Origin of the sequence: Sedimentibacter sp., from assembly GCF_032080165.1 — a bacterium.
Classification (GTDB): Bacteria; Bacillota; Clostridia; order Tissierellales; family Sedimentibacteraceae; genus Sedimentibacter.
On the sequence record NZ_DAMASY010000014.1, the window covers coordinates 1 to 21,539 of the forward strand.

A 21,539-nucleotide genomic window follows, 5' to 3' on the forward strand; every position below is an offset into this window, starting at 1 on the left:
ATTGAATTTGTAAAAAATGTATTGAAATCTTTAAAATAAACAATTAAAACCATATTGCAAAAGGCGTATTTAAATACGCCTATTTGCAAATTTGATATTTCAGGAGGAGCATAAAAATGAAAAGAGCTGATGATTTTGAGCAAAGAAGAGCTCACTTGGCAAATCTTTCAGATGAAGAATTATATGATAGATTTTGGAATTTAGCAGAGCAAATAGTTGACCCCCTATTAGAATTAGGTAAAAAGAATACAACTCCATCAGTTGAAAGAAGTATTCTTTTAAGAATGGGATTCTCAAGTTTAGAAGTTAAACCAATCATCGAAGGTGTAATGAATAAAGGTTTAATGGGCAAGGGTGCGGGAAATGTTGTATGGAGATTATCTGAGAAATTAGGATGCTCAGTACGCGAAGCAGGACTTGAACTTGCAAACGGAAGACATTGGGAAGACGTTGACACATTATTTTAAGGAGGGTATGAAAGATGAAGCTTGATCCAAACAAGAAGATAGATATAAAAGAGTTATTAAAAGATTTAGATAAATATGAACCAAGAAGACGCGGATGGCATTGGAGAGATGAAAGAAATGAGGACAGAACAGTCGGTGATTTCGAATATCATGAAGCATCAAAGCCATTAGCAAATTCTGTTCCGTTACCGGGCAGCAGAGGATTCGGATATATAGACCCTCAACCTGACTGTGTAATTACAACAGAAATTGCTTCAGGCAGATTTGAAGATGATATAAGAAGAATGCGTATGGCTGCATGGCACGGCGCAGATCACATAATGGTTATAAGAACGGCAGGTCAATCACATATTGACTCGCTGTTAGAAGGTACAAACCAAGGTATCGGCGGTATCATGGTTACAAGAAAACAAGTAAGAGCTTCCAGAAAAGCCTGTGATATGATAGAAGATGAAGTTGGTCGTCCGATTAATTTCCACTCATATATTTCCGGAGTTGCAGGTCCTGATATAGCTGTTATGTTTGCTGAAGAGGGCGTTAACGGCGCTCACCAAGACCCGCAATACAATGTATTGTACAGAAACGTTAATATGGTCAGAAGCTTTGTTGATGCATGTGAGGCAAAGAAAATAATGGCATGGTCCGGAATGCTTCAGATAGACGGAGCTCACAATGCCAATGCTACAGCAATGAAAGCTTGGAAGGTTATGCCTGAATTAATGGTTCAGCATGCCATTAACTCCATATTCTCAAGAAAAGTAGGTATCAAACCTGAAAATATAGCACTTTCAACGGTTCCGCCTACAGCTCCGCCGGCGCCATGTATGAGGTTAGACTTACCTTATGCAGTTGCTCTTCGCGATTTGTTCAGAGAGTATAAAATGAGAGCACAACAAAATACTAAGTATATGGAATCAGATACTCGTGAAGCAGCTGTTACTCATACGCTTAACATGATGATTTCGAGATTGACAAGTGCCGATATTCAGTCAACAATCACTCCTGACGAAGGAAGAAACGTGCCTTGGCATTATAACAACATAGCAGGTATTATGACTGCTAAACAATCTCTTACAGGTATGGACGGCTTAAGAGAAATGGTTAAGCTTGACAGAGAAGGTTCTTTAGGTAAGGAAGTCAGAGAGCTTAAGGAAAGAGCAATATTGTTTATGGAAGAAATGCTTGAAGTAGGCGGCTTTTTCAAAGCTGTTGAACAGGGTTTCTTTGTAGACAGCGGTAAATATCCTGAAAGAAACGGAGACGGTATTGCAAGAGAAATCGAAGGCGGTATCGGATACGGATTCATATATGAAAGAGACGAAGATTACTTTGCTCCTGTTTCAGTTCACTATGGATACAACAACATTCCTGCAGAATTTGAAAAAGCAAGTGATGCAATAGGCGGAGACACATTTGAAGATCGTTCAAAGATTCAATATATTGATGAATTAGACGAAAATGATAATGTTAACGTAAGATTGGAAGAAACTAAAAAATACTATGACACTAATCTTGTTAAACCTGAGGTTGAATGGAGAGCAGACGGAACAGTATTGTTATCAATCTTCTTACCGTTAGATGAAAGAACTGCAGAATTTGCCGCTATCAAATGCGGTGAAAAAATGGGTCTTGAGGATGTAACTGTTGTTCATAAGCAATGCATGCATCCGTCAGAAGGTACTTACTGCGAAATTAAGGGAAGAGTTAACTTTGATATAGATGTTAATGAATTAGTAATTCCTGAAAAAATCGAAGTATTGTCTGAAGCAGAAATAAGAGAAGACATACAAAATAAACCTATGTTTGTTGTTGCAGCAACTGTCGGAGAAGACGAACACTCGGTTGGTTTAAAAGAAACCTTGGATATCAAACATGGTGGTATTGAAGGTTTTGGTATTAAATACGAATATCTTGGAACTTCATGCCCTGTTGAAAAGTTAGTTGATGCGGCTATTGAAACTAATGCAGATGCAATTTTAGTCAGTACAATTATAACTCATGATGATGTCCATGTTAAAAACATGAAGAAAATTCATGATTTATGTGTAGAAAAGGGTATCAGAGATAAGATTATGATAATTTGCGGAGGTACTCAGGTATCTAATGAAATAGCAATCGAGGCAGGTCTTGATGCAGGTTTCGGAAGAGGAAGCCACGGTATTGATGCGGCAAGTTTCTTAGTAAAAAGAAGAAGGGAATTAAATAAATAATGAAAATTAATGTATTGGTAGCTGAAATAGGCAGCACCACTACAGTAGTAAATGCCTTTAATGGCATTGGCACCTCCTGTCCTGCGTTTGTAGGGCAGGGGCAAGCTGCTACGTCTGTGCTTCAAGGCGATGTTACTGTTGGACTCAAGGGAGCCATAGATGACTTGAAGAATAATTTGCATGCAGATGAATTAACATGGGATGATATGTTGGCTACAAGTAGTGCTGCAGGCGGTTTGAAAATGACCGTTCATGGTCTTGTTTATGATATGACCGTAAGAGCAGCTAAGGAAGCTGCTTTAGGAGCCGGAGGAATTATTAAAATGATAACCTCAGGCAAAATGAGAAGAACAGATTTAAAAAAAGTCCAGGAAATTATGCCTAATATAATCCTTGTTGCAGGTGGTGTCGATTACGGTGAAAGAGATACCGCACTTCATAATTTAGAAATGATTCTTTCCATGGGTTTAAATATCCCTATAATTTATGCAGGCAATATTGAAAACCAGGAAGAAGTACGATTGATGTGCGAGGAAGCCGGCAATCAGGTTTATATAGTAGAAAATGTATATCCGAAAATAGACACCTTGGTTGTCGAGCCAACCCGTAAGATTATTCAGGATGCTTTCGAGGAGCATATAATTCATGCTGCAGGTATGTCTAAGGTAAGAGAGCTTGTAAAGGGACCCATAATTCCCACACCGGGGGCGGTAATGGAGGCAGCCAAGGTATTAAAGGAAGAGTTGGGAGATTTAATTGTATTTGATGTGGGCGGAGCAACAACTGATGTTCATTCGGTGACTAATGGTTCGGAAGAAATAAATTTAATTCTTTTAAGTCCGGAACCGGAAGCCAAAAGAACTGTGGAAGGGGATCTCGGTGTCTATGTCAATGTAAATCACGTTGTTGAAAAAATCGGAATTGATAATCTCAGAAAGGAATTTCCTGACACAGATGAAATTTTATCCGATTACAAACCTATTCCCGTTACAGAAAGAGAAAAAGAATTTGTAGAACGAATTACAACAGAAGCTGTTTTAACATCCTTAGAAAGGCATGCAGGTCATTTGAGATATTTCTATACTGCTTCAGGTAAAAAAACCGTAGCGGAAGGAAAGGATTTAACCGCTGTCAAATACATCATCGGTACAGGCGGAGCTTTAACAAGATTACCAAACAAAATGAAAATCTTGGAAAAGGTTAAAAACCACGGCAAGGAACAGGAATTATATCCGTCCGAAACGGCCATGGTCCTGATAGATGAAGATTATATATTGTCTTCATTGGGGGTTTTATCGAAAAGCTATCACGATGACGCTTTATTATTAATGAAAAAAAGCTTAAGAATAGGAGAATAAAATGTATCCTAAATTAGTGATTGATTTAAACAAAGTAAAAAATAATCTTAATAAAACAATTGAAATGGTAAAAGGTTCAGGATGCTCCTTAATGATAGTTACCAAGGGTTATTGTGCCGACATGGAAATATATAATCTGCTTGAAGAATCAGACATTGATTATCTTGCTGACTCAAGAATACAAAACCTTAAGAAGTATGAAGGAACAACAAAGGAAAGAGTTCTTTTGCGTCTGCCTATGATTTCAGAAGCTGAAGATGTAATCCGTTATTCAGATATATCCTTAAACTCTGAAACAGAAACAATCAAAAAGTTAGACGATGCAGCAGGCAGATTAAATAAGAAGCATAAAATACTTCTTATGATCGATTTAGGCGATTTAAGAGAAGGTATTTTCTTTAAAAATGAAGATGAAATTCATCATGCGGTTGAAGAAATACTTAAGCTGAATAATATTGAGCTATTCGGATTAGGTGTTAACCTCACTTGTTACGGGGCGGTAATACCTAAAAAAGAAAATCTTTCGATACTTGTTGATATTGCGAATAAAATTGAGAAGAAGTTCAATATAAGGTTACAAATGATTTCAGGCGGAAATTCAAGCTCTGTTTATTTAATAGGCAAAAATGAACTTCCGAAAGAAATTAACAACCTTAGAGTTGGGGAAGCATTTTTACTGGGCGATGAAACCGCATACAGTCAAATGCTTGACGGCTTTTATGATGATGCATTTACATTGGAAGCAGAAATAATAGAATTAAAAGAAAAACAATCTGTGCCGGTTGGAGAGACAGGGGTAGATGCCTTCGGCAATAAACCGGTTTATGAGGATTTAGGCGTAATAAAAAGAGCCATAATAGCAGTAGGAAGACAGGATGTAGATCCTGACAACCTGCATCCTGTAGACCCTGACATATTAATTTTAGGCGCAAGCTCTGATCATTTAATTTTAAATGTGAACAACACGGAGTACGATTACAAGGTTGGCGATATTGTGAAGTTTAAATTAGCTTACTCATCACTTCTGAGAGCCACAACAAGCGCCTATGTAGAAAAAGAATACGTTTAAATAAATAAAGGCATTATGGGGACAGACCTTGCAGTGATATGATTATCTTCACTGCAAAGTCTGTCCCCATAGTAGTATACTCATAATTATTATACTCGTGTTTATAATGCATGGAGAAAAAGAACGGAGAATATGTATCTGAAATATTATTTTGCAGTCACAGGTAATGAGGTAACAATTTTAGTTTCGGAGCCACCATCATCCTCTACATAAAATTCAACATATGTGCGGTATTCTGTTCCGGGGTTACCATAGTAATAAAAATCGTATATAAATGTGGCTGCATCATATTTGTAGGAATTATTTATTATGGTTTCATATTTTATCCAATATCCGTTAACCTTAGTCTGTATTTCCAATGTTTTAATCCCTAAGCTTGTCAACTATCCCAGTTGCTCCGATTTTATTTTCAGACAGAAGCTTGCCGTTTGAGCCTTCCGATTTCAAAACGACACTTGTGGAACGAATATATTCGCTTGCCTGTGGATAGACAATACTGCTTTCTGCAGCATAGGCAGTCAATGAAAAAATTGTTATACATACTGCCACAACTAAAAATAGGATTGATATTTTCTTTTTCTTTGCAATTAACATATTTATCCTCCATACATATTATCAATTTTCGGTATAGAAGAATTTGGATATCGCAATGAAGGTGGTGTAAGTATAATATCAAATGAAAGCACGAATGAAAATATTTTGGATTTTTATATAACTACACATACAGGGCTTGTTCCTGCTACCGGATCTATTACTGGTCCTGATGTTCGTTTTAAAATGGACCTTGATACAAATAAAATTATCGAAAAAGAGTTTACACCGGCACCAAACTATGCTGAGGCTGCAGAGCTTACTCCTGAATATATTAATCCTGATTCTATTCAGTATAATGAAAAAGTTATCGAATTAAGTGATGAACGGTTAATTGAAATTGGATTGTATTTTAAAGAATATATCATGGAAATAGAGAAAAGTAAAATACAAGACTAAATGTTATCTTGAATTGAGCTTATGTAATATAAAGGGAGTTAAGGAACTTGTGACCTTCCTTAACTCGATAACTTTGCGCTTATTTTTAATTTTGGATAGAATCAATATATAATTTGTATAAAACTAAAACTTATGTTATTTACTGTCTTACTTCTTCTATTGATTTAACGATGCTGTGAGTAATCGGCTTCCACTCAATTTTTCTAAACAATGCAACAATTGAAATAGGAATATAAGTAAAAATAAATATCGGGAATGTAAACATGTATTTTATTCTTTTCCACGTAGTTGAATTAATTTGTTTCCATTCTGAAATTGTTGTTATCAGACCGATTGCAAATAATACCGAATATGAATTAACAAAGGACATCAAAATTGAGAATGATGTTTCTCTGATAATTTCAGGATATATCTCAATGTTAATTATACCTATTGTTAAAAATACCGTATTGATACTTACACTCAACAGTGATAAAAATAATGCCGGTGATATTGTAACCAACATATCGTAGCAATAGAAGCTTTTCTTAAAAAATGCACATTTGAACAAATCTTTGCCGTATTTGGCAAATACCTGATAAAATCCCTTTGCCCAGCGCAGTCTTTGATGCCATGATTGTTCAAACAGGTAGGGCTGTTCGTCATATAATACTGCTGAACCGCAATAACCGATTTTTTCACCATGTATTGCATTATCAACTGAAAATTCTATGTCTTCTGTTAATAAGTGATGTTTCCAGCCGTTATTTTTTCTTATAATTTCATCACTTACCATAAATCCGGTTCCTGATATCGCACATCCTGTATTCAATATCATTCTTGAATTGTTTAAATATTTGGCTTCTCTTAAAAACCATAATGAATAACCTGCCGAAAGCCAATTCGTATCATAATTTTTTGAATTTCTGTAGCTTGTAACTACTTTATATCCATTATCAAATACCTTGTTCATTTCAGCTATATAGTTTTCGTCCAATAAATTATCAGCATCAAATATAAAGTATCCTTCATATTTTTCATTGCTGTTAATTATAGTTTTAAAAGCATAATCTAAAGCATAACCCTTTCCTACATATTGTCTGTTAAATCTTTCAAACACATAGGCTCCGGAATCTTTTGCCACTTGGGCCGTATTGTCGGTGCAATTGTCTGCTACAACATAAATATCTATTAATTCCGACGGATATTTTTGTTTTTTTATACTGTTGATTAATTGACTGATTACAGCACTTTCATTTCTTGCAGCAATGACAACTGCGTATCTATGATTTACCTTAGCAGTTAATACCTTACTTTTTCTGAATAAACCTACTATAATATAATAAAATTGATAAAAATAAAATCCTGTAAATAATATAAATATGATTAAGTTAAATATACTAATAAACGATAACAAATCAATACCTCCAATTTTGTACTCTACAATTAGTCAGTATACCATTTTTATACAAGAAAACAATTAATAAATTCTTAACATTCGTTTAATTTTCAAGTAATAAAGCGATTTTCTACATTCTGTCTTTATAAGAAGGTATGATTATTATTGCTTAATAAAATATTTTTATTCTTATGCACGATATGTGATCTTAAAGACAAGTCATCGTGTTAAATGTTGTTGACACTTGATATTTCATAGGATATACTGTTTATATACTATAATTAATTGGGAGTGAAATACAAAAATGGACGATGACGTCATAAGTCAAGTCACGATATTAATTTTATTGATTTTATTTTCTGCGGTACTTTCAGCTTCTGAGGCTGCATTTGTTAATTTTAACAAGACAAGATTGAAGAATATATCCAGTAATGGCAATAAAAATTTAGTTTTGGAATTAGATGATAATTATGAGAATTTAATGTCAACAATTCTGATTGTAGGAACTATATTAAAAATTACTGCTGCATCATTGGAAATATATATTCTGTCAAATTATTTAAGTGTTTTTTTAGCAACTGCAATAGCTGTTTTAACGATTTTATTTTTTGTGGAAATTCCTGCTAAAGGATTAGCTAAATTTTCACCGGAAAAGCATGCTGTATTTTTGGCACCTCTTTTAAAGCTTTTAGTATTTTTATGTACGCCGGGTAACTTTATACTCACTTCATTAAAGTCGGTTTTTTATAAATTTTTTAAAACCGAAGTTCAGCCATCCATGACTGAGGATGAACTTATAACAATGATTGATGAAGTTGAAAATGAAGGTGTTATCAATAAAAACGAAAGCGATTTAATAAGGTCTGCAATAGAATTCAGTGAAACAGTTGTTGAAGATATCTATACACCAAGAATTGATATCGTAGGTATAGATGAGGATGAAAGTTTAGAGGAAATAAGAGAAAAATTCCTGATAAGCGGATATTCGAGATTGCCTGTATTCAAGGGAGATATGGACAACATAATCGGAGTGCTGCACGAAAAGGATTTCTATCAGGCATTAAACAGGAAAGAAAAAGATATTAAAAAGTTGATTTCAAAGATACTATACGTTACACCTAACAAGAAAATTTCCGAGCTGTTAAAAGATCTTCAGCTGTCAAAGGCGCATATGGCCGTTGTAATAGACGAATATGGCGGAACCGAAGGTCTTGTAACGATGGAAGATATAATAGAAGAATTAGTCGGCGAAATCTGGGATGAACATGACGAAGTATTTGAATGGTTTAAGAAAATAGGAGAAGATAAATTCCTTATTTCATGCAATGCGGATATTGATGACATGTTCGAGCTGTTTGGTATTGAACCGGATGAGGAGCTTGACGTTACAACCGTTAACGGTTGGATAACAATGCTGTTTGAAGAAATACCGGAGGCAGGAGGCAGGATAGTATACAAGAACCTGGATATTACCGTAACTAAAGCCGAAGCAAAGAGAGTATTGGAAATTCAGGTTGAAAGAATAAATAACGAGGTAAATTTAACAAAGTAATTAAAAGATATATTTATGATATTAAAGACATATTATTTAATAATATGTTTTTTTGTATTGGGGGGGATTTTATGAAAAATGTATGGATATTTCTTATAGGTCTCGGTTTTATATTTTCGTTTGCTAACGGTAAACCGGAAACTGTTGCAAATGTCCTTTTTTTCGATTTGCAGCAATCAGTTGAATTAATAATTAAATTAATACCGGTCATGGCTTTTTGGACCGGTTTAATGTCGATAGTTGAAAAATCGGGAATATTGAATAAGTTAGCCACAGTGATAAAGCCTGCAATTAAATTTTTGTTTAAAGAAGTAGAGAATAATACAAAGGCTGTAAATGCAATTATTATGACTATAGCTGCCAATATTTTAGGGATAGGCAATTCGGCAACTGCGTTTGGATTAAAGGCAATGAATGAAATGCAGCTTACAAACAAGGATAAATCCACAGCCAATAATGCCATGTGTATGTTTTTAATAATTAATGTATCTTCAATTCAGCTCATTCCTTTAAACGTAATAAAATTAAGAGCAGATGCGGGAGCAGGCTCACCCGGAGACATTTTGGTTCCAACCTTAATTGCTACTACATTTTCTACTGCTGTAGCGATTATTTTTGCAAAATATTATGAAAGGAAAGAAATTAAATGAGTTTATCTGATTTGATACTGCCGGTTGTTATAGGCGGCATTTTGTTTTACGGTATAATTCAAAAGGTCGACATATATGGTGCATTCATAGACGGAGCCATGGAAGGAGCAAAAGCAGCACTTAAAATATTTCCCTATATATTGGCTGTAATTTTTGCTATAAATATGTTTATTCATTCCGGAGCCGAAGCTTTTATAGTAAGAATTTTAACACCTGTAACCAATGTTTTAGGTTTTCCGCCTGAATTGTTATCCTTATCAATAGTTAAACCGTTGTCAGGGGGAGGGTCCCTTGGAGTTTTTCAATCAATACTTGACAATTACGGACCGGATTCTTACATAGGAAGAAGTGCATCTGTGTTAATGGGTTCATCAGAAACTATATTTTACACCACCGCCGTATACTTCGGAGCAGTTGGCATAAAAAATATAAGGCATACAATCAAGGTTGGCTTAATAGCTCACGTAGGATCGATTTTTGCCGCTCTTATGGTGTGCCGGTTTTTTATGTAGTAAATTCATGGTATTATTTCTGTTTGATAGAAGGGTATGCATTCTGCCAAAAAACAAATCCCCCTAATAATAAGAATATATCACCGATACTGATTGTCTTTGGAAAAGGATAAGGAGGCGGCAAAGTAATAATGTCAGAAAATATTTTAAATTTTGTATCTTCGGTAAGAAGGGAATGAATTAAATCCTGTCCTGACATAAGATACATTTTTTTTGCTTCAACGTCTGTCAATATTTCAGAAACGTACACAGGCATTTTAAAGTCATTAAATATGATAGCTGTAAAATTCATCAATATTCCCAAAAACATAAGCTTCATAAACTGTTTTTCAAAGTTAATAATTGAAACAATGAATAATCCAAAGTAGATTGTCCAATGCATTGATAATATTCTAAGCAAATTATTATCGGTATATCGTTTAAATAAAAATTGAGCAGTAATCTCAATTATTGCCATGATTATCAATACTGTATAACCTTTAATTTCCATTTCAAAGTCATTAAATTTAATTTTTTTGTTTTTTATTATTAATAAAATAATTGATAAAACAGAAAATAATATAATTTCCGGAATCATGCTGCACCTATTCTGATAAATTATTGAATGCCTTTCTTAAGGCAATAATTGCATCATCAACTATATCAGGATTAAACTGCGTACCTGCATTTACTTTTACTTCGTTAAGTGCATCTTCTAAGCTCAAGGCATGCCTGTAAGGTCTGTCCGTAGTCATTGCATCAAAAGAATCTGCAATTATAAGTATGGATGTTTCTAACGGTATACTGTTATGACTCAACCCGTCAGGATAGCCTTTACCGTCATTTCTTTCATGGTGATGTTTTATTATATCTGAAAGGTTTGATAAATAGCTCATATCGGATATAATCGTAGCTCCAATCTGAGGATGAGCTTTTATAGTATCAAATTCTTCTTTTTCTAATTTCCCGTTTTTATTCAGTATATTTTTATCTATTCCTATTTTTCCTATGTCATGTAAAAGTGCTGCGCTTTTTATCATATCTACCTTATTTTGAGGCAATCCTAACTGCTTGGCAATTGCTTCCGAATAAATACTTACACGCAAGGAATGACCGCTTGTATACGGGTCGTTTGCTTCTATAGCTCGTACCAACACATTCATAGTTTCAAAATAGTTTTTCCTCATGTCTAAGTACAATTTAAAGGTATATCTTGCAAGCAATAATGGTATGAAGAATAATAAGATTCCGCCTATATCGTAACTATCGTATGAAAATGCAAGAACAATTCCCAATAAGCTTACTAAAATTATATTTATAAATCCTAATAAATAATTTCTCCATACAGCAGTTAATTTTTCTTCTAATATTATAGACATTAACGCTGCCATGAAAAATGAGTTTAATAATAAATATACCATTAATGCAATTGTACCGCCAATAGGATTATAAAACTCAAAACCAAATCTTAAGATTTCATGAAAATTAACATATATAATACCTGCAACGCCTGCATTTATGATGTATTGACTTATATTAAATACTGTTTTATAAATAGGTGTATTAAATAAATGTACTCTTCCTTTGCCATCTACATAGGGGCATCTAAATAGTATACCTAATGAAGTTATAATAGCAGCGGTCAAAGGATCTGTTAATAAAATTGCAGAAAAAGTGATAGCAAAACTAACTGAAACGGCTCCTACTTTTGGTAATGGTATTAAAAAGGTTTCTGATACTGCTGATAAAATTGAAAAAAGTAGAAGTAGTGTATAATCTCTTATGGCAAAATTAGTAATTAAATAATGCATTACTAAAATCGCCAGTAATGCTACAAATAAAATATATGAGTATAGTATTTTATTACTTTTCTTTTTGCTTGACACTTTAACCATATTTTACCTCTTTATTAATGAAGGGCTGACAATCTGTTAGTTATTATAGCCAGCTATAATTTGCACCTGCTGCTAAAACTAATGCTACTAATGAAGCGATTATAGGCATTATTCTTTTCATTGGAAACCTCCTACAGAGTGTCTCTGCTCGGTTCGCTATTAAGAACAGGAAGGTTTCGCTACGCTAATTTTTTTTCTTTTGTTTTATGATTTTTATAGTCAGCCCCATCATTCTTTTATAAATAAACAGATTTTTCTGTTTATAGCATTAAGAGTAGCTTTAATAGTGGAGTCAATTTTGTTGTTGATGATTATTGAAGAACCTATTAGTAGGATTTCTCTGCCCTTATCATAATAAGTAATTGAAGAAAGCAACACATCTTTTCCCGATATTTTGGCAGTTTGAATGTCATCCACAATAAAGCAGTCAAGCTCAGTAGCTTTTTTAATTGCATTTAATGTTGATAAAGCTGCAACCATAAGAGTATTTTTTTCAGATCTTATACCCTCTGCTTCACCCACAAATTCTTTTTCGTCCCATGTAAGTTTAGACATGATTTTAATTCTTTCACCATAAGTTTCATTGGTATAGCCTTCATACAACAGGCGGAAATCAGAATTAATTGATATGTTTTTGTTAACCTGTGCCACACTTATAATTTTATAATCAATGTCTAAATTAAAATGAGAAAGCAGGGCTGTCCTAATATCCCTCACAATTTGTTTTGAATGTCTGCTGCTGTCAGATAGGACATGTATTTCGGTAATATTATTATTTGAATCAGTAATTATTTTACAAGATAGAACAGATTTAATATTGGCTAAGAAATACTCAACTTCTTCAAAATTCATATTAGTCCTCCAAACGTTAAACTACATATAATTTGATTATAATACAATATAATTATTTATTCAACAAAAATTATCAAATAATTGAATTATTAATACATTTTTCAATATTTGTATTAAAAAAGCAGAATTTTCCTTATTAGAAAACCTGCTTTTTATTTCCCTGTCGCTTATATTTATTCTATATATGATATAATATTAACTTCAACAAAATTATTTCCCGTTATTATAATTCATTAAAATATTTAATGAGTCCCGTAAATATTGACCATGCAATTTTTTCCTGATATTCGTCTGAGATTAATTTTTTCTCTTCTTCATTGTTGGACAAAAATCCGCATTCTACTAAAACAACCGGAATATTTGTATCATCCATAATTTTTATGTCTTTTTTAACCTGGGGAACTCTATTGTTGCTTGGATCTAATATGTTTTTTAAAGAGTCCTGCAAAATATCCGCAGCCATTTTGCCTAACTGGCTGTTTTTTTGATAGAATACGTGAGCACCATAATATTGTTTTTGGGGAAATGAATTCAAGTGAATTGAAACTACTAAATCGGCATTAGAGTCATTTATCATATTAACACGATTTGTTAAATCTTCATTTTTCTTTTCTCTTATGGTTTTTGATTTTAAAGAATACAATCCTTCATCCTCGAATCTGGTCATATCTACTTCAAATCCGGATCCTTCTAAAAAACTCATAAGCTTTTCTGAAATTACTAAATTTAAGGGAGCTTCAGTTACTCCTGTATCTCCGCTGGTTCCTTGATCCACACCGCCATGCCCCGGATCAATCAGAATTTTTATTCTGTCAACCTGTTCTGCTCCGGTAGCATCTATGGTTTCGGATGTTATATATAAATTTGTAAATAACGACATTAACAAAGATATAATTAAGGCGATTGAAAATACTATATTGGTTCTTTTAAATATCTTTTCCATATTTCCCCCATAATTGTTTTCTTAATAAAGCTTATGATAGCAGGTTTTGAATATTACAAAAATATACTGAATTGACAAGTAACTGTTAATTAAGATATAATTTTTTTGCGTTTGATTAAATCGAAAGGTGAACATTGCATGCTGACATTAGTTATAGGGTATCTGCTGGATTTAATTTTCGGTGATCCCCACGGATCCCCTCATCCTATCAGATTAATCGGTAAAATAATTTACGGCGTTGAAAGATATTTGAGGGATAAATGCAAGAATAGTGATAATGAAAGAAAAGCAGGTGTTATACTTTGGTTAACAGTAGCGATAATTTCATTTCTGATACCATTTATAATACTTTTCTTTGTATATAAATTTAGTTATATTTTGGGTATTATTGTTGAAAGCGTAATGATCTACTTTATATTGGCTGCAAAGAGCTTAAAGGTTGAAAGTATGAAGGTTTATATTCAATTGAAGAACAATAATATAATTGAGGCAAGAAGGTATTTGTCATACATAGTGGGCAGAGATACCGGAAATCTGGATACTTCCTCAATATCAAGAGCTGCGGTTGAAACAGTTGCGGAAAACACATCGGATGGTGTAATTGCACCCATGCTGTTTATCATACTTGGCGGAGCGCCATTAGGCTTTTTGTATAAAGCAATAAATACCCTCGACTCAATGGTGGGCTACAAAAATGAAAAGTATATTAATATGGGTAGATTTTCAGCGATAGCTGATGATGTGGCTAACTATATTCCATCAAGAATATCGGCATATTTAATGATATTGGCTTCTATGATTTTGAAAATGGATTATAAATCTGCGTACAAAATCTACAAACGAGACAGATATAATCATAATAGCCCTAATTCGGCACAAACGGAAGCAGTTTGTGCGGGAAGCCTGAATATTATGCTTGGTGGTGACAACTTTTATGGCGGAGTGTTGGTACATAAACCCACCATCGGTGATAACATTAGAGAGGTAGAAATAGAAGATATAAAAAGAGCAAATAATTTGATGTATGTAACATCAATATTGTGCTTGATTTTAGGTATTATTATGTTTTTATGAGATTCTTCGGGCAGTAGCTCTCGGAATGACAGTATATGTCATCCGCCGCAGCGATGGATCTCCATAGTTATTTGTATGGAGGTAAGATAGGTGAAAAGTGAAAAGCATGGAGCCGATATTTTTGCAGCGGCAAAAATATCCGGCATCGATGAAAACAGTATAATAGATTTTTCTTCAAACATCAATCCGCTTGGCATACCGTTAAGTGTTGAAAAAGCAATTATAAATTCCATTAAATATTCAAGCAGATATCCGGATATTCATTACAGGAGGTTAATTGAAGGTATATCTGTATATGAAAATGTACCGGTCAGTTACATATTTCCATCTAATGGTGCAGCCGAGGTAATATTCAGAATTGCTCTAAGCTTAAAACCTGCTTACGCTTTATTAACTGCTCCTACGTTCAGTGAATATGAATCCGCATTGAAAACTGTTGATTGCAGCATAAAATATTACTATTTAAATGAGAGCGAAAATTTTAATATAACGAGAAGTATATTTGATGAAATAAATACAGTTGACGTAGTTTTCATATGTAATCCAAATAATCCTACAGGTCAAATTACCGACAATAATTTGCTTGAAAAAATAATAGCACAATGTAAATTATCTGATACAATTGTTGTGATAGATGAATGCTTCATGGACTTCGTTAAAGATAAAGAAAAATTCAGCGTATGTCACTTGCTTAAAAAATATGATAACCTAATAGTTTTAAAGGCATTTACAAAAATATTTGCAGTACCGGGCATACGTATTGGATACTGTATGTCTTCAAATGAAAAAATCATAGATAACTTAAAAAAGGCAGGCCCTCCATGGAATGTTTCTGTTCCTGCACAAGAGGCGGCTTTAGCTGCAGTTAATGAAAAGGACTATTTATCACAATCAATAGAATTTATAAGAAATCAAAGAAAGTATTTAATTGATGAAATTAAAAAGCTGAATATAACGTCTTATGAGTCATATGCAAATTATATTTTATTTAAAATCAACGATGATATTGATTTAAAAGAAGAATTTATTAAAAAAGGAATTTTAATAAGAAGCTGCGCTAATTACAAAAATTTATCCGATAAATATTACAGAATTGCAGTTAAAACAGAAAAAGAGAATAAATTATTTATTGAAATTTTAAAAGGAATTATGATAAACAGATGAAGCAAATATTGGTTATTTTAGATGGCTTAAGTGAAGAAAAGGTGAAGGACCTCGGATTTATGACACCACTCCAATATGCAGTCACACCAACTATCGATGAGTTTATACAGCAAGGAAAATATGAGAAAAAATCATTTTGTGTCCCTGACAGGAAACCCGACAGTTTAGGTTGTATACTTTCCATACTTGGAGTTAAGGAAGAATTTATTCCCCAAAACAGAGCTTATATTGAAGCATTAGCTTCAGATATTAACATAGATGATGATGAGATTGCTTTAAGGTGCAACTTGATTAAAGTTAATAATAATAAATTAGAATCCTTTAACGGAGGAAATTTAAATAATAATGAAATGAAAAATGCGGCTGAAAGAGTGAGCATAAGCGAAAAAATCAGATTTCACCATATAAGCAGTTACAGAAATATTATTGTTGCTAAAAAATGTGATGAAATATTATCTGTTAATAACTATCCTCCCCACGAATACATAGGCGAAAACATGAATGTTCTTTTAGAGGATATAATTAAAATTGATGTTTTGAGGAATTTCATAGAGAACAGCAGATTTTTTACCGGTGATGATGAATATATGTTTTATCCTTGGGGAGCTTCTGAAAAGATAAAACTACCGTCATTTTATGAACTTCATAAAATGACATGCTCATGTATATGCGGGGCTGAAATTGTTAAGGGGATTGCTAAGCTTATGGACATTATAGTACCTGAATTAAAGCATTCTACAGCTGATGTGGATACTGATTTGAATGAAAAAGCAGAAGCAGCGCTCAATGAAATTAAAAATCATGATATTGTAATAGTTCACATAAACGGAACCGATGAAGTATCCCACAGGAAGGATATATTTAGTAAAGTAAAATTCATAGAAAGAATAGACAGAGAATTTTTAAGTGCGATATATGAGAATGCGGAAAAAAACACAGCAATAACCGTTTTATCTGACCATCAGACAAGCTCTGTAACCGGTAGACATGAAGGTGGCTTAGTGGATGTAATAACAGTAATAAAAAATGATGGAGGGAATCATGGCAAAAGTAATAATGGTACAAGGAACAACATCTAATGCAGGTAAAAGCTTAATAACAGCAGCTCTTTGCAGAATATTCAAACAGGACGGATACAAGGTTGCACCCTTTAAGTCACAAAATATGGCTTTAAATTCTTATATAACTAAGGACGGGCTTGAAATGGGAAGGGCTCAGGTTATGCAGGCGGAAGCGGCAGGCATAGAGCCGGATGTAAGGATGAATCCTATACTGCTTAAACCGACAGGTGAAAGGGGTTCGCAAATTGTGTTAAACGGCAAGGTTTTTAAGGATATGACCGCAGGCGAATATTACAGCTACAAAGCATATATGATTCCGCATATTATGAAATCCTATGATTCGTTAGCAGAAGAGTATGATATCATAGTTATAGAAGGTGCAGGAAGCCCTGCTGAAATAAACTTAAGAGAACAGGATATTGTAAATATGGGTATGGCTGAAATGGCAGATGCCCCTGTTGTGATTGTGGGAGATATAGACAGGGGAGGAGTGTTTGCTTCCTTGGCGGGAACCATGCTTTTGTTTAATGAGGAAGAAAAGAAAAGAGTAAAGGGTTTTATTATAAATAAATTCAGAGGGGATGTTGATTTGTTGACTCCCGGCTTGAAAAGCTTAGAGGACATAACTGATGTAAAAGTATTAGGAGTTGTTCCTTATTTAAATGTGGATATAGACGATGAAGACAGCTTATCTGAAAGATTAACAAACAACGCTGATTATAATTTAATAGATATAGCCGTAGTTAAGCTGCCGCGTATATCTAACTTTACGGATTTCAATATTTTTTCTATGATTGAAGGTGTGTCCGTCAGATACGTATCGAGAGTAAAAGATTTAGGTAATCCCGATATTATAATTATACCCGGCACTAAAAATACTATTGAAGATTTAAAGTGGCTCAGGCAGAGCGGTTTAGAAACAAAAATTATAAGATATGCGAAGACAGGCAATCCGGTCTTTGGTATTTGCGGTGGTTATCAGATGCTTGGTGAAATAATAAATGATCCTGAAAATGTTGAGGGCGGCGGGTCAGTTAAGGGCTTAGGGCTTTTAAACACAGCAACTGATTTTTCGACCGAGAAAACTACAGTTCAAACCACAGGTAAATTTAATGATATAAAAGGATTTTACAGTGAACTGTCCGGTATTGAAATAAAGGGTTATGAAATTCACATGGGTCAATCAGTTATAAAAGCGGGTGAAGTGCTTACTGTCATTGATGGTAAAAATGACGGATGTGTTGACAATAATGTTGCCGGAAGCTATGTTCATGGTATTTTTGACAGCTTTTCAGCAGCAAGTACGTTGGTAAATATTTTAGCCAAGCACAAGGGTGTTGAAATAGAAGAATTAAAAAATTTCGATATACAAAAATATAAAGAAAGCCAATATGATATATTGGCTGGCTGTGTTAGAAAAGCTATAGATATAGATGAAATATATAACATTATAGGCTGCTGAAAACGCCCGCCTGCATCGTTGCCGTTCAGTTAGACTGATGATACTTCAGTGTCTTTTCCAGTTTGCCGATGATAATAGTATCAGAACCGGCATTATTTCTAATCTTCCTAATATCATGCAGGCTGATAATACAATTTTACTAAAGTTTGAAAAATCAGCAAAGTTACCCGTAGGTCCTACTAACGAAAGTCCGGGACCTATATTACTAACCATTGCCAATACGGATGAAAAGGTAGTCGTGAAGTCAAAATTATCAAGCGATATTAAAATTACGGCAATTATAATAATCATGATATAAGAAAAGAAGAAAATTAAAATGCTTTTTAATGTATCATCATTTATAGATTTATTGTTTATTTTTATTGTTTGCACAGAATTTGGGTGAATGGTACGCTTAATTTCGTAAAGTATTGATTTAAATAATATCAAAACTCTTATTGATTTCATTCCTCCTGCTGTTGAGCCGGCACATGAACCGAAAAGCATTAAAGTCATTAAAATTGATTTAGAAAACATTGGCCATAAATTAAAATCTGTAGTTGTATAGCCGGTCGTAGACACTAAAGATGAAACTGTAAAAGCAGAATGCCTTATTGCTTCAGAATAATTAAATTGGAATTTTGGTAATACATTCAGAAATATAAGTATAATTCCTAATAAAAAATAAAAGCAATAAAGACGAAATTCTTCATTTTTAAATATATTTTTCCAGTCTCCTCTTAAGATTAAGAAAAAAAGTGTGAAATTTATACCGAACAAAAACATTCCTATGGTTATTATCCAATCTACATACGGATTGTTATAATAACCGATACTTAAAGCCTTGTTTGAAAACCCGCCTGTTCCGGCTGTACCAAATGCGTGTATAAATGAATCAAATACAGGCATTCCGGCTATAATTAAAAGAATTACCAGAATTGCAGTCATAACGGAATAAATTATATATAGTATTTTTGAAGATTCTGAAAGCTTTGGAACTAATTTTCCGGGAGTAGGACCTGAGCTTTCAGCACGCATTAAGAATACTGTACGTCCTCCTATTGAAGGAATAAGCGCTAATGTAAAAACTAATACACCCATACCGCCAATCCAATGAGTGAAGCTTCTCCAAAACAATAAAGCTCTTGGCATGCTTTCTATATTTCGCAATATACTTGCACCTGTTGTCGTAAATCCCGATATTGTTTCAAACAGTGCATCTACATAGGATGGAATTGAACCGCTTATATAAAAAGGCATTGCACCCATTATTGACATAACTAACCAACAAATTGCAACGGTTGCATATCCTTCTCTTTTTCTCATATCATTAACATCACTTTTAATATTTTTTAAAATTAAACCGATTGAGCCGGAAATTATAATTGAAATAAGAAATCCATTTATATCATAGCTTTCATCACAAATTGCAATGATTAATGAGGGAAGCATTAAAATGGATTCCCAAAATAAAACAGTGCCTGTTGTTTTAAGCAAAACATTAAAATTCATTAGTTATCTCCGTTCAAAGTTGCTGTTTTTTATGATGTTATAGTAGTTGTACTTCTAATATTTCGTTGAGATCCGTAATAAATCCTGTCTTAGTTACAACTATTACTTTGTCTCCCTCTTTTATGCAATCATCTCCGTAAGGGATTATAATTTTTTTGTTGCGAACTAATGCCGCGATTAATACATCACTTTTTAAATTTAAATCTTTTAATTTGATATTAATTAAATCAGGTGAGTTTTTAGCCGTAAATTCAGCAACCTCTGCTTCGTTATCCAAAATTTTATAAAGCTTTTCTACAGCTATTCCCTGAGAATTAACCAATGCTCTTACATATCTTAAAATATTGTTTGATGTTGAAAACTTTGGACTTATAATGCTGTCTAATCCAAGTTTTTTGATTATAGGTATATAATTATGACGATTAACCTTCAGAATTACATTTGGAACACCGCACTGATGAGCATATAATGAAGAAATCAGATTCTCTTCATCCATATCTGTTAAAGCTACGGTGGCGTCAGCGGTTTGTATATTTTCATTATCTAAAACTTCCTGATCGGTTCCGTCACCGCAAATTATCAATGCATTATCTAAAATTTCGCTGAGCAATAAGCATCTTTCTTTATTAATTTCAATTATTTTCACATTCATTCCAAGGTCGTCCAATACCCAGGCTAAGTAAATAGCAATTCTGCTGCCGCCGATTATGGTCACATTTTTAGCTTTGTGAGAGCTTCTGCCCAAGTAAGTAAAAAAATTAGATATATCCTTTCTTTCGCCGATTACATATACCAAATCATCCGGTTCAAATGAAAAGTCCCCTTTTGGAATCACTATTTCATCATCTCTTCGTACAGCACAGAACAGAACCCTTGAAGGCAGATGTTTATTGAGAGACGTCAATTTTTTATCCAGTATAATATCTGTATCCAAAACTCTGAATTCTACCATCTCCAACATGTTCTTAGCAAATGTTTCAACATTTGCAGCTGAAGGAAATTGAAGCATTCTTGTTATTTCATCGGCTGCCTCCATTTCAGGATTTATAACCATATCAAGCTCAAGCTCTTGCTTAAGCATTTTATATTCATTTGAATAATCAGTATTTCTGATACGTGCAACTGTGTGCTTAGCACCTAATTTTTTTCCTATAACGCAGCAAATCATATTAAGTTCGTCGCCGTTAGTAACAGCTACAAGCAAATCAGTTTCACTGATACCTGCCTCTTTGAGTATTTCAACGCTTGCTCCGTTGCCCTTAATACACATAATATCTAAGGTTTCATCTGCATGATTTAATACATCAGTATCATCATCAATCAATACTATATCATGCTCTTCTGTTACAAGATGCTGGGCTAATGTATATCCTACTTTTCCACCGCCAACAATTATGATTTTCATATATCCTCCAATTCTTAAACTATAAAA

Annotated in this window: 21 protein-coding genes; 12 read left to right on the forward strand and 9 right to left on the reverse strand. The window is 33.6% G+C overall.

Going from position 1 to position 21,539, the window contains the following annotated elements:
• Positions 1–116 precede the first annotated feature (116 nt).
• The 4 genes from RT412_RS15520 to orr are packed head-to-tail and all read left to right on the forward strand — an operon-like array spanning position 117 to position 5,104.
• Positions 117–467 carry an ornithine aminomutase subunit alpha gene (locus tag RT412_RS15520; RefSeq protein ID WP_313340949.1) on the forward strand — a complete coding sequence of 117 codons (351 nt, stop codon included), beginning with the start codon at positions 117–119 and terminating at the stop codon, positions 465–467.
• 14 nt (positions 468–481) lie between these two features.
• Positions 482–2,677, forward strand: coding sequence for a D-ornithine 4,5-aminomutase subunit OraE (gene oraE, locus RT412_RS15525; protein ID WP_313340947.1), 2,196 nt, complete (start codon positions 482–484; stop codon positions 2,675–2,677).
• Entirely contained in the window at positions 2,677–4,035 is a 1,359-nt protein-coding gene (locus tag RT412_RS15530; RefSeq protein ID WP_313340945.1) for a GlmL-related ornithine degradation protein, read from the forward strand. The genes oraE and RT412_RS15530 overlap by 1 nt, the downstream gene beginning before the upstream one ends.
• Position 4,036: 1 nt before the next feature.
• Positions 4,037–5,104, forward strand: a complete 1,068-nt coding sequence (gene orr, locus RT412_RS15535) for an ornithine racemase Orr (RefSeq protein WP_313340942.1) — start codon at positions 4,037–4,039, stop codon at positions 5,102–5,104.
• A gap of 146 nt (positions 5,105–5,250) precedes the next feature.
• Here the strand turns inward: orr and RT412_RS15540 are convergent, their stop codons facing one another.
• Together RT412_RS15540 and RT412_RS15545 are read right to left on the reverse strand one after the other, a co-directional pair.
• Positions 5,251–5,463, reverse strand: a complete 213-nt coding sequence (locus RT412_RS15540) for a hypothetical protein (RefSeq protein WP_313340940.1) — start codon at positions 5,461–5,463, stop codon at positions 5,251–5,253.
• 4 nt (positions 5,464–5,467) lie between these two features.
• Positions 5,468–5,698: a hypothetical protein gene (locus RT412_RS15545; RefSeq protein WP_313340937.1), complete on the reverse strand. Its 231-nt coding sequence runs from the start codon at positions 5,696–5,698 to the stop codon at positions 5,468–5,470.
• Positions 5,699–5,803: 105 nt separating this feature from the next.
• Here RT412_RS15545 and RT412_RS15550 point away from each other — a divergent pair, with 105 nt between their 5' ends.
• Positions 5,804–6,094: a hypothetical protein gene (locus RT412_RS15550; protein WP_313340935.1), complete on the forward strand. Its 291-nt coding sequence runs from the start codon at positions 5,804–5,806 to the stop codon at positions 6,092–6,094.
• Between the two features lie 139 nt (positions 6,095–6,233).
• On the opposite strand, the gene RT412_RS15555 is transcribed toward RT412_RS15550, so the two are convergent.
• A complete protein-coding gene (locus tag RT412_RS15555; RefSeq protein WP_313340932.1) occupies positions 6,234–7,490 on the reverse strand; it encodes a glycosyltransferase family 2 protein in 1,257 nt (418 codons plus the stop codon).
• A 286-nt stretch (positions 7,491–7,776) separates the two neighbouring features.
• On the opposite strand from RT412_RS15555, the gene RT412_RS15560 reads away from it, so the two are divergent.
• From RT412_RS15560 to RT412_RS15570, 3 genes are all read left to right on the forward strand, one after another.
• A complete protein-coding gene (locus tag RT412_RS15560; RefSeq protein ID WP_313340929.1) occupies positions 7,777–9,024 on the forward strand; it encodes a hemolysin family protein in 1,248 nt (415 codons plus the stop codon).
• Between the two features lie 71 nt (positions 9,025–9,095).
• Positions 9,096–9,674 carry a nucleoside recognition domain-containing protein gene (locus RT412_RS15565; protein ID WP_313340924.1) on the forward strand — a complete coding sequence of 193 codons (579 nt, stop codon included), beginning with the start codon at positions 9,096–9,098 and terminating at the stop codon, positions 9,672–9,674.
• Positions 9,671–10,186 carry a nucleoside recognition domain-containing protein gene (locus tag RT412_RS15570; RefSeq protein WP_313340919.1) on the forward strand — a complete coding sequence of 172 codons (516 nt, stop codon included), beginning with the start codon at positions 9,671–9,673 and terminating at the stop codon, positions 10,184–10,186. The genes RT412_RS15565 and RT412_RS15570 overlap by 4 nt, the downstream gene beginning before the upstream one ends.
• A 13-nt stretch (positions 10,187–10,199) precedes the next feature.
• On the opposite strand, the gene RT412_RS15575 is transcribed toward RT412_RS15570, so the two are convergent.
• The 4 genes from RT412_RS15575 to RT412_RS15590 all read right to left on the reverse strand — a co-directional run bounded on the left by RT412_RS15575 (position 10,200) and on the right by RT412_RS15590 (position 13,855).
• A complete protein-coding gene (locus RT412_RS15575) occupies positions 10,200–10,763 on the reverse strand; it encodes a DUF5317 family protein (RefSeq protein ID WP_313340916.1) in 564 nt (187 codons plus the stop codon).
• Between the two features lie 7 nt (positions 10,764–10,770).
• Positions 10,771–12,060: an HD-GYP domain-containing protein gene (locus RT412_RS15580; RefSeq protein WP_313340913.1), complete on the reverse strand. Its 1,290-nt coding sequence runs from the start codon at positions 12,058–12,060 to the stop codon at positions 10,771–10,773.
• 228 nt (positions 12,061–12,288) lie between these two features.
• Positions 12,289–12,912 carry a hypothetical protein gene (locus RT412_RS15585; RefSeq protein WP_313340910.1) on the reverse strand — a complete coding sequence of 208 codons (624 nt, stop codon included), beginning with the start codon at positions 12,910–12,912 and terminating at the stop codon, positions 12,289–12,291.
• Positions 12,913–13,135: 223 nt separating this feature from the next.
• Positions 13,136–13,855: an N-acetylmuramoyl-L-alanine amidase gene (locus RT412_RS15590; protein WP_313340908.1), complete on the reverse strand. Its 720-nt coding sequence runs from the start codon at positions 13,853–13,855 to the stop codon at positions 13,136–13,138.
• 138 nt (positions 13,856–13,993) lie between these two features.
• Here RT412_RS15590 and cbiB point away from each other — a divergent pair, with 138 nt between their 5' ends.
• The 4 genes from cbiB (at position 13,994) to RT412_RS15610 (ending at position 18,616) form a co-directional block, all read left to right on the forward strand.
• Positions 13,994–14,929, forward strand: coding sequence for an adenosylcobinamide-phosphate synthase CbiB (gene cbiB / locus RT412_RS15595; protein ID WP_313340898.1), 936 nt, complete (start codon positions 13,994–13,996; stop codon positions 14,927–14,929).
• A gap of 90 nt (positions 14,930–15,019) precedes the next feature.
• Positions 15,020–16,093 carry a threonine-phosphate decarboxylase CobD gene (gene cobD, locus RT412_RS15600; RefSeq protein WP_313340888.1) on the forward strand — a complete coding sequence of 358 codons (1,074 nt, stop codon included), beginning with the start codon at positions 15,020–15,022 and terminating at the stop codon, positions 16,091–16,093.
• Positions 16,090–17,172 carry a phosphoglycerate mutase gene (locus RT412_RS15605; RefSeq protein ID WP_313340885.1) on the forward strand — a complete coding sequence of 361 codons (1,083 nt, stop codon included), beginning with the start codon at positions 16,090–16,092 and terminating at the stop codon, positions 17,170–17,172. The genes cobD and RT412_RS15605 overlap by 4 nt, the downstream gene beginning before the upstream one ends.
• Entirely contained in the window at positions 17,135–18,616 is a 1,482-nt protein-coding gene (locus RT412_RS15610; RefSeq protein WP_313340879.1) for a cobyric acid synthase, read from the forward strand. The genes RT412_RS15605 and RT412_RS15610 overlap by 38 nt, the downstream gene beginning before the upstream one ends.
• A 45-nt stretch (positions 18,617–18,661) precedes the next feature.
• Here RT412_RS15610 and RT412_RS15615 read toward each other — a convergent pair whose 3' ends face one another.
• On the reverse strand, positions 18,662–20,107 hold the full coding sequence (locus tag RT412_RS15615) for a TrkH family potassium uptake protein (RefSeq protein ID WP_313340877.1): 1,446 nt from the start codon (positions 20,105–20,107) through the stop codon (positions 18,662–18,664).
• A gap of 37 nt (positions 20,108–20,144) precedes the next feature.
• Complete coding sequence (gene trkA / locus RT412_RS15620) at positions 20,145–21,512, reverse strand: Trk system potassium transporter TrkA (RefSeq protein WP_313340874.1); 1,368 nt, start codon at positions 21,510–21,512, stop codon at positions 20,145–20,147.
• Between the last annotated feature and the right edge of the window lie 27 nt (positions 21,513–21,539).